We start from the raw sequence: 13,993 nt of genomic DNA, 5'->3' as shown, positions 1-13,993 counted from the left end.
TTGGGGCAATAATCATGCGGGAGGAAATACATCGTGAAGGCTAATGAGAAATTACAAACGTACGCATTGTCTGATGTCAGCAATCTTAAAGTACATGGCAGAACGACAAGACAACGGTCGCCCTTAACCTTATTTTGGACTGGAAGCGCGGTTGAACTTCATGTAAAAGGCTCTGAGTTGTGGGTAGAAATCGAGTCTGATTATGACCTGTATGAGCCTTGGATCAGCATTCTGATTAACGGAGTCCCGGTGAGCAGACAGATGTTAATAGCAGGAAGGTATTGGGTCTGCATATTCCGAGGAATGAACGAGAATGTGGTGAAAAATGTACGCATCGTCAAAGATGTACAGGCCATGAATGGAGATCCGGGCTGTTCCTTGCAGATTCATGCGGTGAAATCAGATGGTGTCTTCGTGCCTGTAGAGGAAAAACCGTACAAGATTGAATTTATCGGCGACAGTATTACATCTGGAGAAGGTGCGATCGGGGCCAAAGCGGAAGAGGATTGGATTCCGATGTGGTTCAGTGCCATACATAATTATACGGCCATGACAGCAGAAGCGCTGAATGCAGAATACCGCGTCATCTCCCAGAGCGGCTGGGGTGTGCTGACGAGTTGGGATAACAATCCGAATGCCAATATCCCTGCTTATTACGAGCAAATCTGTGGATTGGTGACCGGAGATAAGAACGCAGCGCTTGGGGCAGGGGACAAGCATGATTTTAACGCCTGGCAGCCAGATGTAGTGGTGATTAACCTGGGAAGCAATGATGGAGGAGCTTTTCAAACTCCGGCATGGAAGGACCCCGCTACCGGAAAGGTGTACAAGCAACGCCTGAACGAAGACGGGACTTACCATGAAGAGGATCTTGCTGCTTTTGAGAATGCCGTGACCCGCTTCCTAATTCAACTTCGAAAAAACAATCCTGAGGCGCATCTCTTATGGGCATACGGTATGCTTGGGTTCCCGATGATGCCAGCGATTTATCGTGCTGTTGACGCGTATACGAAACAGGCTGGAGATACAAAAGTTACGGTTATACAGCTTCCCAATACGACCGAGGAGACGGTAGGCGCCAGAAGCCATCCGGGTGAGTTATCTCATCGAAGAACTGCTGATGCGTTATCGGAATATCTAAAGGAAATTTTAAAATAAATTTTAATTTACATTTGAAATCGGAAGAGCCAGACCTCTCTTAGTTAGAGAGGCCTGGCTCTTCTTTTAGTACACCTTATACATCGAAAGGGATGTGTTAACTACGCTAAAGTTACTTCCCTTGTACCTGATAGCGGATCGAAATGATCTGCCCCAACGTCTGCGTATGAGCCATTTTGAAATGGGTTGGTACCGTTCCTGTTGGAAAGAGGGGGATTCCATCACCAAGAATTTTCGGAATAATGGCAATCTCAACCTCATCGAGCAGTTGTTGTTCCAGAACGGCTTGCACCAGCTGGCCTCCGCCAACAATCCAAATGTCACCGCTGGAGTCCTGCTTCAAGCGAGGAATCAGGTTCTCCACAGCCTCGTCCGTAAATTGTACATGTGGTGCAGGGGCTTGTTTGGAACGGGAAAGTACATACGTCGGGCGATCCGCATAGGGGAAATCCTCTGACAGCTTGAGCACCTCTTCATACGTAAGACGTCCCATAACCACCGATCCAATCGTTGAATAGAACTCGCCATACCCGTTATCGCCACCATCGCCTTCCACATCAAACAGCCAATCCACCGAACCATCCGGTCTTGCAATGTACCCATCCAGACTCATCGCAATATATAACACAACTTTATTGTTAGACATATCAATCGCTCCCTTCTGAAATGTATGATACACTCCATCTATGACAAATGTTGACGTAGTTAGGTGGGGTGAACATGAATAATCGAAAACTCGCATTGATGCGACTCATGGATTCGAGAAAGAAATTTACGGCTCGTGAATTGGCGGAGCGTTTTCAGGTGTCGATTCGTACGATCCAGCGAGATCTGAATGATCTGCAGGAGTTGGGCTTTCCTTTGTATACGGAGGTCGGAGTGAACGGGGGTTACCGAGTGCTTCCTAATCGGATTTTGCCACCTCTTCAACTTACACAGCATGAGGCTTTGGGGTTGTTTATGATGATTGAATATTTGGAGAACGTCCCGGATTTTCCGTATGGATCGATTCGTGAGCATCTGGCCGAGGAATATTATTCAACTTTGCCTCAGGATGTACAGGATCTGATTACACGGATGAGGCAGCACATTACGTTCCTTCAACATCATGCTGTACAGGTCGAGGCAGTAACAACAGAGATATTAGGCGCGGCAGTAGATCAAAGAGAGATTGAATTTATATATCATTCCCGGCAGGGACATAAAAAAGTACAGGTCTTCCCCATCGGCATCTATTACGATCACGGGTATTGGTATATGCCGGCCAGTAGGAAGGATCGGGTGCTGTTGTATCGGGTGGATCGCATGCAGGAGCTGGTTATGCTGGATTCTATCGACGAGTCGGTTCCTAGTTTGAAAGAGTGGCTGAATTATAAGGAAAATAGAAAAAGCGTAGAAGTGGTGCTGCAATTCACGGATTTTGGGGCGAGACTGGCAGGATCAGATGTACTGTTCAAGTCGGTTGGAGGGAATGAGTGGAGAGGACTTGTCCCGCCTGAGGAGTTTCCTTTTACAGCGCGGAAGCTGCTCTCCTATGGGCCTGAAGTGAAGGTAATTGAGCCTCTGGAGCTGCAACAACAAGTGAGAGAGATGCTGGAACGGAGTTTGAATCAGTATTGAATGTTGTAAAAGGATATCGTGTTCTCATATGGAACATATAAGAGTACCATGAAAGTAACTTAGAATGGGGGGCTACCATGATTCAATTTATAAGAAGTTTCACGATCCGCTCTATGCAGAGTCCATGCGATGAACAACGGCGGTTGTTTTTATAGAGCTTGAAATCTATTTCCGCCACACCACTATAATGCGTATAACAAGTGTTCATCGGTTGACTCTGCTGCCTTAAAGATCTTAACTTTTAAGGAGCGGAGCAAATATGAAATATATTAACGCAGACACGATCTTTCCGGAATCCTTGCTAAAGGAGATCCAGCGTCATATCCCTGGTGGAATGGTGTACATCCCCAAACCCAAGGAAACCCATCAAAAGTGGGGCGAGAATTCGGGCAGCCGGATGATTTTGAAGCAAAGGAACGATGAGATCCGCCAGCTATTTGCTGCGGGCATGTCCATCGACCAACTCACAGAACAATTTTGTTTGTCCATCGATAGTATCAAGAAAATTGTATATTCCAAAAAGTGATTTAAGGGTTAGAGCTGCATTCGAGAAATCGAATGTGGCTTTTTGTGCAGGGATTAGTTTAAATGGTTTGCTGCCTATATTGTGCGAAAGAAGACCCATACAATGAGAATATAGAACGGTTACTAACAAAACATTACGTCAGCTGTGGGGGGAGCCAAAATGAAAATTGACTTACAGTTAGCGCATAACAATGAGGCATATATCATCAAAAACATGTATCCTCTCTACCTTCATGATTTATCCGGACATTATGGGCTGAAAGCAGAACACACTCCGAATCAACATGGGATATTTGAAATGGGTGATGATTACAAAACGTTGCAAGATCAATATGATGTCCAGAACATATGGTGGGAAAAACCGAACGTCCTCTATGCATTTTTGATTAGAGTAGATGGTGTACCAGCAGGTTTTGTATTTGTGGCTACTGCGCCTCATTGTTCAGCAGACACGGATTTCTTTGTACATGAATTCTTTCTAATGCAGCCATTCAGAGGTGTGGGGATCGCAGAGCACGCTGCAAAAGAGGTATTCCAGAGATATCGGGGCCGATGGGAGTTGTTCACGAATCCTTCGGAGAAAAATAAAGTAGGTCAACACTTTTGGCGAAAGACTGTATCGAACTATACCCAGGGCAATTATAAGGAGCTTCAGGACCAAACGCATGATGGAGAAAAGTTGATATTCAGATTTTCAAACCGTTAATCGTTATTTTAGATATTTTATTTTGATTATATTTAAGGGCCTAAGGAGTAATCCGGTAGGCTCTTTTTTTGTTTGTGGATATTTCTACGCATTTAACCGGCAGCATTCGCAAGGTTTGTCCTTCCGGAATATGATATAGCATGCCAAGGTCGCAAATCTTCATTATTCTTCTTAGTTTCATCGACTGCTTCTACAGATTTGAATTCTATACTGATCTCAGAAATCAACTTAGGGGGTCGGACAGCATGGAGTGGTTATCTTTTTTGAAGCAATACATCCAGGGTCCCAGATGGATTGGGGCGATTGCCCCCAGCTCAAAATATCTAGCAGCGAAAATGGTGAAAGACATCGAATTTGACCGTGCATCATGCATTGTGGAGTATGGGCCGGGCACGGGGGTGTTTACGGAAATGCTGCTTGCGAACATACAGCCAGGGACGGTCCTGATTCTGATTGAAAACAACGCCCGCTTCTGCCGGCTGCTTCGCAAAAAGTACGGTCATCTTCCGAATTTACACATCATTCACGATTCTGCCGTGCATGTCGATCAGCAATTGCAACAATATGGACTGGACAAGGTTGATTACATTGTATCCGGACTGCCTTTTGCGAGTCTGCCTGCGGAGGTATCACTGGACATTTTAGCTAAATCAAGGCAATATTTGAAGAAAGATGGAAAGTTCATTACTTTTCAATACACGTTACTCAAACGGGGATTGCTCAAGCAATTTTTCGAAAACGTAAGCATGACAAGGGTGTACCGTAACCTGCCGCCCGCTTATGTATTCAGCTGTAGTCGATAACAAGAACGCACAGGATGGAGGATGATTTTGCGTAAATTAAATTATATCATCGGAACAGTTACTCTGATGTCTATCATAATGATGGGGTGTAACGAGTCCCCAAAAACCGAAAATATTCAAGAGCCAGCTCCATCTTCAACTAGTCAGTTGAGTATATTGACGAACCAAAAGGCATCGGCCCAGGAAGAGCAGCAGGCTCTTGAAATGACCTTGGATTATAAAAAGGCGGAGTTTGCAGTGGATAACACGAAGGGTGAAGAATTATTAACCGTAGAAAATGTGCTAGCCAAGAAAGAGATTTTGAAGCCCTTCCTGACTGAACGGAATCTTGAAAGAAATAGTGTGGGTTTGCCATTCCAGTTGGCAGACAAAGAAGATGCGTCACTGCATGCTGAAGATATAAAAGCGAAGATGAAAGAAAGTAAAACTGATTGGATGCTCGTGGAGTACACGCTAAATTTGGTATTTACGAATTATGATGGAGAAGATAAGAAGACCATTCCGTTAGAAGGGGAGATTACCTTTTTACAAGAACAAGGGGAATGGCGCATTCAGGACGACACATACAATATGAAGGCATTCTTGGAGATCATCAATAAGTCATAGTAATTCATTTAGAGTCTGTGAGTCCGGTACGTTGTGTACTCCCCATTTGCATATTTCCTCGAGAATCGGCATCAGGCTTTGCCCCCTGAGTGTTAAGGAATAATTTACCTAGATAGGCCCCTTCAAGTAGGTACACACCAATCATAAATTTTATACAGCAAAAGAGGCCACGTCTTCAGTATGAGTTCTGAAGAAGCGGCCTTTTTTCGAGATGTGGATGCTCATTCTCATCTCCGATCGCTAAACTAAAAATCGGTTCGCCCAAACGTGGCGTCACCCTTCACCGTTGTGCTGCTGGAAGCATTGATGGCATCCAGCTGCAATACGTAGTCGTAATGTCGGATGTAATATCCGGGCTGGCTGTACGACTGGAGGGATAATTTGGAGCTGTCAGCCCAGCCGGGGCTGCTCAGGAATGTGGCATCTCCTTTATAGGCGGCGGTATCCGTGTATGCCTCAAGTACGATTTTGTTGCTGGCGTTGCGCTTCAGGAAGTAGCCAGGAAAGTTGATAGACTCCAGTGAGATACCTGTAGAGCTGGCCAAGCCGGGTACGACGCGGAACTGGGAATCCAGTAAAGGTGAGACGTTGGTGTCGATCCGTGCAGTGAAGTTGGAATGACGGATGTACCGATCCGGATAATTGAAGGAGCTGAAACGGCTGTAATTCGTCGCATCAGGTGTTGCTGGGCCTAACATTTTGACCTCATGCAGGGTTGGGGTGTACCAGTTACCCGGATTGTTCCACAGGACAGCGTTGACCATATTGATACGTACATACCGGGCGGTAAAATGTACAGCGTCGGTCGTAAACCCATAGGTGGTGTTGCTGGTTCGATCCAGCGTGGAGTAGTTGACGCCATCGTTGCTGATCTCAATTTTGTACTTATAATAGCCTTCCGATCCTTTATACATAAACCAGGAGATATCGATCTCTGTGATGGTCTTCGGTGCACCGAAATCGACCTGCCACCAAGCTGGCCAAGTACTGGACGATGCTGCCCAAGAAGTCTGATAGTTGCCGTCATTGACATTGGATGCAGATGAGCCGGAGGCTGTGGAGATGGCGGTAGCTGTTTTGCCTTGGGCGTGATTAACAAGAGAAGGTGGCGTTACCGTGCCTGTTACAGCATCGATATTCCACTCTTTGTACCATTCCAGTGAGGCGGTTCCGTTTGAATCGTTCAAGGTTAAAGGAAGCCAGATATGTTTATGTTCACCAAGATTAAGTGGATTCCAGCGGTCGCCCATATAAATATAGGATGTGGTGTTGCTGCCTGTAATGGTGGCAATATCATGGATCTGGGAGCCGAAGGCCGATGGATTGCCATAAGGTGTAAGAGCGGACCACGTGCCTGTCATGGACGATGCGGTTGCATACGCTCCCTGATTCGGATACCAGCCAGCAGCCTGGGAGGTGAAGAGGTAGTAACGATTTCCTTTTTTCACAACGGCAGGAGCTTCGCGATAGGCATTCTCGAATTGCCAACCCACAAAGGAATCCACACCGGTATAGCTGGCGTTCATTTTGAAAATAGCCATGGTATCATTGGCCCCGCCATTCTTGCGGGATGCTGTGATCAGATAACCTGTACCGTCTGTATCTACGAAAACAGTCATGTCGCGTGACTCGTAATCCAAAGGTCGAAAACTTCCCTCATACGTGAATTTTCCGTTCGGTGTACTGCTGGTCGCTACCGCAACCCGCCCCAGATTGTAATCATTACCGTTCTCGTAATGCGCCCATAGCACATACTGTTTCGTGGAGGCATTGTAGATGACTTTGGGACGTTCAATTTTGCTGGAGGCTAGCTCGGTGGCCGAATCCTTGGTCAGTATGGCATTGCTGAACGTCCAGTTCTTCAGATCGGTTGAAGTATAGACATTAACGCTGTCAAACTTACCGCTGACCGCATGCTCTCCGTACCAATAATACGTGCTGCCGACTTTCAGAATGTTTCCGCTATTGGCCTGAATGGGGTTGCCTGCGGTATCCAGCCAATCGGAACCGTTGGTGATGGTCACGCTTGCCGCGCTGGTCCGTTCTGGAAGAACACCAAACATGGTTAGCGTGAGCGCGAAGACCAGAAACCAGACTGCTTTCCTGTTGCCCATTACGTACACCTCCTAATATCGGTCCTTTGTGAAGCGTTTACATATTTAGTGTAATAAAAATGGAATCTTGTACAAGTGAACAATGTGTACCCTGATGAACAAATGGAACTTTATCCTGAATATAGCGGCGATAGCGAGTAATTTACCTCATTCAATATATAAAAAAGGGATCGTAGACTTATAAAATAAGCTACTATCCCTTTTTGAATAACACTCTATTTAAACAGATTCAAAATCTATTTATGACCTTTGCGAACCTTGAGCTGCATCTTCTTAATCGTTGTATTCTGCATGAGCTCCAGTACGAGTGGGCCTTTGCCGTTCAGGATCTCTACATCCGTCACATTATCCAGAATCGTAATGATCCCGATGTCGTCTGCAGTGACGCCTTCAAGCTTGGCGATGGTGCCTACAAAGTCTACCGCACGGAGTTTCTTTTTCTTACCTCCGTTGAAGTTCAACTTCATGATCTGTTGGTTCAACTGTTCACGCTTGTCCTTTTTGCGTTCAGGCACGATCTTCAAACGCTTCTCGAACTCTTCCCGACGACGGTCAACAGCTTCCTCGGAAGGAGCTTTCACGACAGGAATGGCAAATCCGATATACGATTCGATCTCGGCTAGACGTCTGCCATCCTTCGGGGTAACCAAGGTAAAGGCTTTACCTGTTTTACCAGCGCGACCCGTACGACCTGTACGGTGCACATAGCCTTCTTTTTCCAAAGGAATATCGTAGTTGATGACATGGGTAATATTCGTGATATCAATCCCGCGTGCGGCTACATCCGTTGCAATCAGATAACGGAATTGTCCTCTTCTGAATGCATTCATTACTTCGATGCGCTCATCTTGTTCCATGCCTCCGTGGATGCGATCCGCTGGATAATCGAGGTCAGCCATAACACGGAACAGTTTATCCACGTTCTCCTGCGTACGACAGAACACGATACAGCTATCTGGGTTCTCAACAATAAACAGGTCCTGAAGCAGCGCCGTTTTGTTCACCTCTGGCACGTGAATTACTGCATGTTCAATCGTAGCTGTTGTAAGACCACTTGCTTTGATCTCAATCTCGACCGGATTGTTCATGTATTTGCGCGACAGCTTGGCTACATCTTCAGGGAACGTCGCGGAAAATAACATCGTCACTCGCTCACTAGGCAGTGCTTGAATAATGGATTGTACCGTCTCGATGAAGCCCATATTCAGCATCTCATCCGCTTCGTCAATGACAAGGTATGAGATCCGATCCAGCGGCAGGGTGCCACGTTCGATATGGTCCAATACCCGTCCGGGTGTGCCTACAGCGACATGCGTTCTTTGTTTTAACTCAGCTTTCTGAACATGAAAAGGGGACTGACCGTATAATGCGGTTGCTTTAATACGCTTAAAGCGTCCGATATTGGTAATGTCTTCGTTCACTTGCAAAGCCAGCTCGCGGGTTGGCGTGAGAATCAAAGCCTGCGGTTTATTTTCGTTCCAATCTACCAGCTCACAGACTGGAATGCCGTAGGCGGCTGTTTTCCCGCTGCCTGTTTGGGATTTGACCACAAGATCTTTATTTTCAAGGGCTACTGGAATAACTTTGGTTTGAACCTCCGTTGGGGTTTCATAGCCCAGGCTATCCAGCGCTTTTACGATTTCTTCGCCAAGTCCATAATCTTTAAATTGTTGCTTACTCATCGTTAACCTCTTTTACGTTAGTTTTGAATACAAGAGCATATTGCATAATTCCTTAAAGCGACTTGTACACGGGAGCGTTTGGAATCGAATTATGCAATATGCTTATATACAAGCATTGCACCGTACATTTATCGTATACCTCTTCATTATACTCTATATGCAGGTGGGTTAACGGAGTAATTCACAATGATGTTTAAATCGTATGATGCAAACCAACTCTTTCTGAACTCCAGTCCCATAATTCTACGGCACGTTCGGGGCTGTAGGATTCCTCGGAAGAAGGCTCCATCCAAAGGGACAGTTACGGTTTCTGAGTCAACAAAGTTCCTACACATCGCTGAAAAAAAACAAAAAACCACCATTTAAGCTGGAATCAAAAAATGGAATATGTTAACATATTGGTAACTTACGGAACGGAGGGATACGTGTGGCAAATTTTATCCGATGGAGATAGTATGGCGAAACGTTTGTTTGCGCTTGCTGTGTTTCTGCCTGTGTGCAGCTCATCGGGATCGGTTTGCCTATTTACACGTATGCCGCTAGTACATTAAAGAAACACTCGTTTAGAGTGGTTCTTTAATGTACTACTATTTTTCTGCGAGCATTCAGGTACACCCAATATCCGAAATGAACTGCACAGGCATGGATGTCTGTGTTTTTTTATTTTATTGAGGTAAAGGGGAAATCCTGAAATGACAAAATCGAACGTGAATGAGCAGTTTGAATTTCAAAAGGAACTAAAATCTTTAGCTGCACAGAACGGGCTTCATATTGCTGAGGAATCCATGAAAATTAACGAGTCAGGTATGGACTTTCGGGTAGCGTTTGCCACCGATGGACAGGGACAACAGTGGATACTACGCCAGCCACGGCGTGAGGATGTATGGGAGCGGGCTGAAAATGAGCGCAAGGTGCTGGAGGTTGTAAAAAGCCATCTTCCGGTAGAGGTACCGGAGTGGCGGATTTGTACGCCGGAACTGATCGCTTATCCTTTACTTGATGGAGAACCGATTGCGGTCGTAGATCCGGCAGGGGGAGGGTACGCATGGCGATTTCCACAGGAAAGCTTATCCGATGATTTCTTCGATTCGCTCGCTGCTACCCTTGCCGCATTGCACAACATTGATCCTGATGAGGCGGTAAAGGGCGGAGTGCGCAGCAAGACGACTACAGAAGCTCGTAAAGCTTTTGCAGCCAATATTGAAGAGATTAAACAGAGCTTTGAGGTGCCAGATCAACTGGCCAGTCGGTGGGAAGCGTGGCTGACAACGGACAGCTATTGGCCTGAGCACTCCACGTTCAACCACGGTGATCTGCATCCGCCGCACATTATCGTCGACGATGCCCAGCGTGTTACTGGACTTATTGATTGGACTGAGGCGGAGATTGCCGATCCCGGCAAGGATTTTGTTATCTATTATGCACTCTTCGAAGAGGAAGGCTTGCGGGATTTGCTCAATCGCTATGAGAAGGCAGGGGGAAGGGTGTGGCCTCGGATGTTGGAGCATATTCGAGAACAGTGGGCGGCATACCCGGCAATTGTGGCACAGTTTGCGTTAATCACTGGGGAAGAATCCAATATGGAAATGGCGAGAGGCATGCTTGCAAGCTGGGATGTCAAGAGGGATTAATATAAGGTGAGAAAACGCTAGGGAGGAGAAGGATGCGTGACACAACTTCGTGTAATGTGTTGGTTGTTTGCAATCACGTTAACAGTCGGTCTATTGGGTTGCTCGGCCCCTTTTTCTAACTCGAATGATGAATCAGATTTTTTAGATGTTCTCTCCCCAGAACGGTTACAGGAACTGAGGGAGGACTACCCATTATCGCCACAGTCTCTCGTGACTCCATGGATGAAAAAAGTGACCTTTAGAGAAATCATGGACTTCTCAGATGCAGTTGTTGTGGCAGAGGTTGTGAACGTCCTGCCGAATCTCAGTATGGTGTTGACCACTGAATCAGATACACCTGAACGCAAAATGGCAGAAAAGCAGGAGAATACGGGAATGACTCCCTACGAAGCTGAGTTCGTCTCTTACAAAGTAAAGGTGCACGAAGTGATTACAGGAGGAGATGTAGCCAAGGAAACATTACTGTTCTATAACGCTGCGTTTGCAGCGCTTGAGCCTAAACTTATGCCTGGTCAGAGAATAGTTACAGCGATCAAAAAGGGAGTAGGGTCCGAGCAACATGGAGGTTATTTCTTCTCTCGTTATGGTATGTACTATATCGTCGATGGGGATTATGTCCTTTCTGCCTATGAGGGGTTCTCCAACGAGGCGCTTGAATTCACCAAACAAACGAATGGTACCAGGCTGGAGCAGTTTGTGAAAAGGGTGCGAAGCTTAGCGCAGGAGTAAGTGAACACGTAACATACGGCTCTAAAATCCAAAAAAAGTAAAAGACCTCTTCCACATGCATTGTGGAGGAGGTCTTTCTTATGAATAGATTAATTACCTAAAGTCGTCAATTGGAAGTCTATTTCAGCATAGTTACGTATTTTCCGTAGACATAAGCTACGCGTCCATCCAGTTTCACTTTGACCCAGCCATACTTATCTGTACTGATTACTTCAAGGACGGTGCCTTTCGGTACGGCAGTAACTACTTTGGCTTTGGATGAAGCGCTGGAGCGCATGTTCAGGTAGGCCGCAGTAACCTTGGCTTGTTTACCTTTAACGACTGTACCCGGTTTACTTGTACCTGGTGATGTCGATGGTTTTCCAGGTTTCGATGTGTCTGGTTTCGGTACTGTTGGTGTCGTCGGCTTCTCAGGTGTAGTAGTCTCTTCCTCACCACTGCCAGTGGACGCCTTACGAGCTTTATTCAGCTCTTGATAGAACTCACCTTTGGTTTTCACGCCAGAGAATTTCGCGATACTTACGTTCGCTTTGGAGGCAAGTGCGGTCATTTCTTCTTGAGTCACCGTATCCAAAATGTTAATGGACGCAATATTGGTATACTTGCCATCTTCCGTTGTAGGAACAGACATGATGCCAGCATTAATCAGCTCTACGATATCTGCACGTGCAGGTGCTGTCAGGTCCACACCAGTGATTTTCCAGTTGTGCTGGATTTTCGGTTCGTAAACGCCCTTCATCACGTCTTTGAGATAAGCAATGGACAGATTACGGATCGTACCTTGAATCTCGCCAAATGCTGAAGCATCCTTGGAGGACCATAATTGCTTGAACTTACGTCCTTCCAGTGCCCCACCTTTGGCAATCAGGGCTTCCATCCGGTAGGCATTCATGCCGAGCTTGAGCGTATCGTCTTCTTTAACCACTTTGCCATTACTGTATTTTAGGTTCGTAATCCGACTGCCGTAAGGCTTGGTCAGGTCAATCTCATACGTCACTCCGCCGAAGAAATCGTCGGTGCTGTATTTGGAAGCACGTCGTTTCGGATCAAAACTGATCGTCACATCACCAGGACGTGTGGAGTTAAAATAACCCGCAGACCATTCCATGTAATCCTTCAGATCACGTCCGGTCACTTCATATACCGTTACTTCACCAAAGGTATATTGGTAGTTGAACGCGATATCCTTTTTCTTGATCGGTCCGACATCCAACTTGGCCTTATCGTTATCAATCTGGTGCGCGACAACGTCGGCATCGCTATAATGCAGCATGACTTCAGTGAAGAAGTCTGAGAGTGGTGTCTCCTGAATCTGCACAGCAGGAATACCTTTGATCTCATCTGCTGGCACCAGGTTGGTTCCTTTTAGTTCAGCTACTTCAATGTTGGCATCAGCACGAGCGAACTCATGAAACGGGTGCAGTGTATCTTCCAGTCCGGGATCGGACACTTCATAAGAGCCATCAGCTGCTTTTACAGCGAGTGCTTGTGCTTCCTTACTTTTCAGTACAACCTTGTCGCCTTCTTTGGCAAACGTGAGGTCAATCCGTGAAATGTGTGAACCATATTTGTTCGGCTCGGAGATTAATACGCCGTTAACCGTTTGGGATTCAATCAGGGTATGCATGTGTCCGGCAAAAATGGCAGCCAGCTCCGGGTTGGCATTGGCGATATCCGTGACCCCGGTGCCCGGGTTCCCGTTCTCGTTATCCAGTCCCATATGCATGAGTCCAACCATGACATCCACTTTGCCTTTCAGCTCAGCGATGGCCTTCTTGGTCTCTTCTACAGGATCTTTGACAATGAGGCCATTCAGGTGATCCGTACCTTTCTCGAACTCCGTAATCATAGGTGTGTTCATTCCGATGACACCAACCTTGATACCGTCTTTCTCAATAATCGTATAAGCAGGCATGTAGCGGTCGCCGTTTTCTTTGAAAATGTTACCTACCAAGGGTTGTCCCTTGAACTGTGAGGAAATCTTCTCTAATACGTCCAATCCAAAGTTAAATTCATGATTTCCCATAACCCATGCGTCATATTTCATTTCGTTCATTGCGACCATCATGGGAGATTGAGGTTGATCGTTGAACAGTTCAGCCGAGTTGTCCTGAATCATGTCGCCTGCATCCAGCAGAATCGTATTCGGATTCTCAGCACGTACTTTTTTTACAATCGTGTACAACTGCGTCATGCTGCCTGTCGGATTCGGACCGTCCAGGGCATAGTCCCACGGCATAAATCGGCCATGAATGTCTGATGTTCCCAGCAACGTAATCTTGGTTTCCTTGTCTGCTTCAGCAGCCTGAGCCGGAGTGGAGGCAAAAGGTGCGAAGAGGATGGAGGCACATAAGAGGAATGATAAGGGCCATCCGGCGTAACGTTTCGGCGAAAATTTGCGCATGTTGTAATCTCCCTT

Annotated in this window: 12 protein-coding genes and 1 pseudogene; 8 read left to right on the top strand and 5 right to left on the bottom strand. The window is 46.3% G+C overall.

What is annotated here, in order from left to right:
• The first annotated feature begins 33 nt into the window (after window positions 1–33).
• Complete coding sequence (locus BLV50_RS18590; RefSeq protein WP_090809322.1) at window positions 34–1,158, top strand: SGNH/GDSL hydrolase family protein; 1,125 nt, start codon at window positions 34–36, stop codon at window positions 1,156–1,158.
• A 112-nt stretch (window positions 1,159–1,270) separates the two neighbouring features.
• On the opposite strand, the gene BLV50_RS18585 is transcribed toward BLV50_RS18590, so the two are convergent.
• Window positions 1,271–1,804, bottom strand: coding sequence for a dihydrofolate reductase family protein (locus tag BLV50_RS18585; protein ID WP_371129267.1), 534 nt, complete (start codon window positions 1,802–1,804; stop codon window positions 1,271–1,273).
• A 74-nt stretch (window positions 1,805–1,878) separates the two neighbouring features.
• Between BLV50_RS18585 and BLV50_RS18580 the strand changes: the two genes are divergently transcribed.
• The 5 genes from BLV50_RS18580 (at window position 1,879) to BLV50_RS18560 (ending at window position 5,418) form a co-directional block, all read left to right on the top strand.
• A complete protein-coding gene (locus tag BLV50_RS18580; protein ID WP_079697048.1) occupies window positions 1,879–2,778 on the top strand; it encodes a helix-turn-helix transcriptional regulator in 900 nt (299 codons plus the stop codon).
• A 259-nt stretch (window positions 2,779–3,037) separates the two neighbouring features.
• Window positions 3,038–3,304, top strand: coding sequence for a CD3324 family protein (locus BLV50_RS18575; RefSeq protein WP_063565824.1), 267 nt, complete (start codon window positions 3,038–3,040; stop codon window positions 3,302–3,304).
• A 159-nt stretch (window positions 3,305–3,463) separates the two neighbouring features.
• Window positions 3,464–4,009 carry a GNAT family N-acetyltransferase gene (locus BLV50_RS18570; protein WP_090809320.1) on the top strand — a complete coding sequence of 182 codons (546 nt, stop codon included), beginning with the start codon at window positions 3,464–3,466 and terminating at the stop codon, window positions 4,007–4,009.
• A gap of 245 nt (window positions 4,010–4,254) precedes the next feature.
• Window positions 4,255–4,812 carry a class I SAM-dependent methyltransferase gene (locus BLV50_RS18565; RefSeq protein WP_090809318.1) on the top strand — a complete coding sequence of 186 codons (558 nt, stop codon included), beginning with the start codon at window positions 4,255–4,257 and terminating at the stop codon, window positions 4,810–4,812.
• 27 nt (window positions 4,813–4,839) lie between these two features.
• Window positions 4,840–5,418, top strand: coding sequence for a hypothetical protein (locus BLV50_RS18560; RefSeq protein WP_090809316.1), 579 nt, complete (start codon window positions 4,840–4,842; stop codon window positions 5,416–5,418).
• Here the strand turns inward: BLV50_RS18560 and BLV50_RS18555 are convergent.
• The 3 genes and pseudogenes from BLV50_RS18555 to BLV50_RS18545 all read right to left on the bottom strand — a co-directional run.
• Window positions 5,413–5,514 (bottom strand): annotated as a pseudogene (locus tag BLV50_RS18555) (hypothetical protein); the annotation flags it as partial. The gene BLV50_RS18560 and the pseudogene BLV50_RS18555 overlap by 6 nt on opposite strands.
• A gap of 149 nt (window positions 5,515–5,663) precedes the next feature.
• Entirely contained in the window at window positions 5,664–7,481 is a 1,818-nt protein-coding gene (locus tag BLV50_RS18550; protein WP_256337997.1) for an AbfB domain-containing protein, read from the bottom strand.
• A 287-nt stretch (window positions 7,482–7,768) separates the two neighbouring features.
• A complete protein-coding gene (locus BLV50_RS18545) occupies window positions 7,769–9,214 on the bottom strand; it encodes a DEAD/DEAH box helicase (RefSeq protein ID WP_063565829.1) in 1,446 nt (481 codons plus the stop codon).
• A gap of 692 nt (window positions 9,215–9,906) precedes the next feature.
• On the opposite strand from BLV50_RS18545, the gene BLV50_RS18540 reads away from it, so the two are divergent.
• On the top strand, window positions 9,907–10,845 hold the full coding sequence (locus BLV50_RS18540) for a macrolide 2'-phosphotransferase (protein WP_090809312.1): 939 nt from the start codon (window positions 9,907–9,909) through the stop codon (window positions 10,843–10,845).
• A 36-nt stretch (window positions 10,846–10,881) separates the two neighbouring features.
• On the top strand, window positions 10,882–11,574 hold the full coding sequence (locus tag BLV50_RS18535; protein ID WP_090809310.1) for a hypothetical protein: 693 nt from the start codon (window positions 10,882–10,884) through the stop codon (window positions 11,572–11,574).
• 118 nt (window positions 11,575–11,692) lie between these two features.
• On the opposite strand, the gene BLV50_RS18530 is transcribed toward BLV50_RS18535, so the two are convergent.
• The gene (locus BLV50_RS18530) at window positions 11,693–13,978 is read right to left on the bottom strand and encodes a 5'-nucleotidase C-terminal domain-containing protein (RefSeq protein ID WP_090809308.1); all 2,286 of its coding nucleotides are present in this window, start codon (window positions 13,976–13,978) and stop codon (window positions 11,693–11,695) included.
• Window positions 13,979–13,993 lie beyond the last annotated feature (15 nt).

The organism is Paenibacillus sp. 276b (assembly GCF_900107875.1).
GTDB classification, from domain to species: Bacteria; Bacillota; Bacilli; order Paenibacillales; family Paenibacillaceae; genus Paenibacillus; species Paenibacillus marchantiae.
This window is presented reverse-complemented; position numbering and strand designations above follow the sequence as displayed.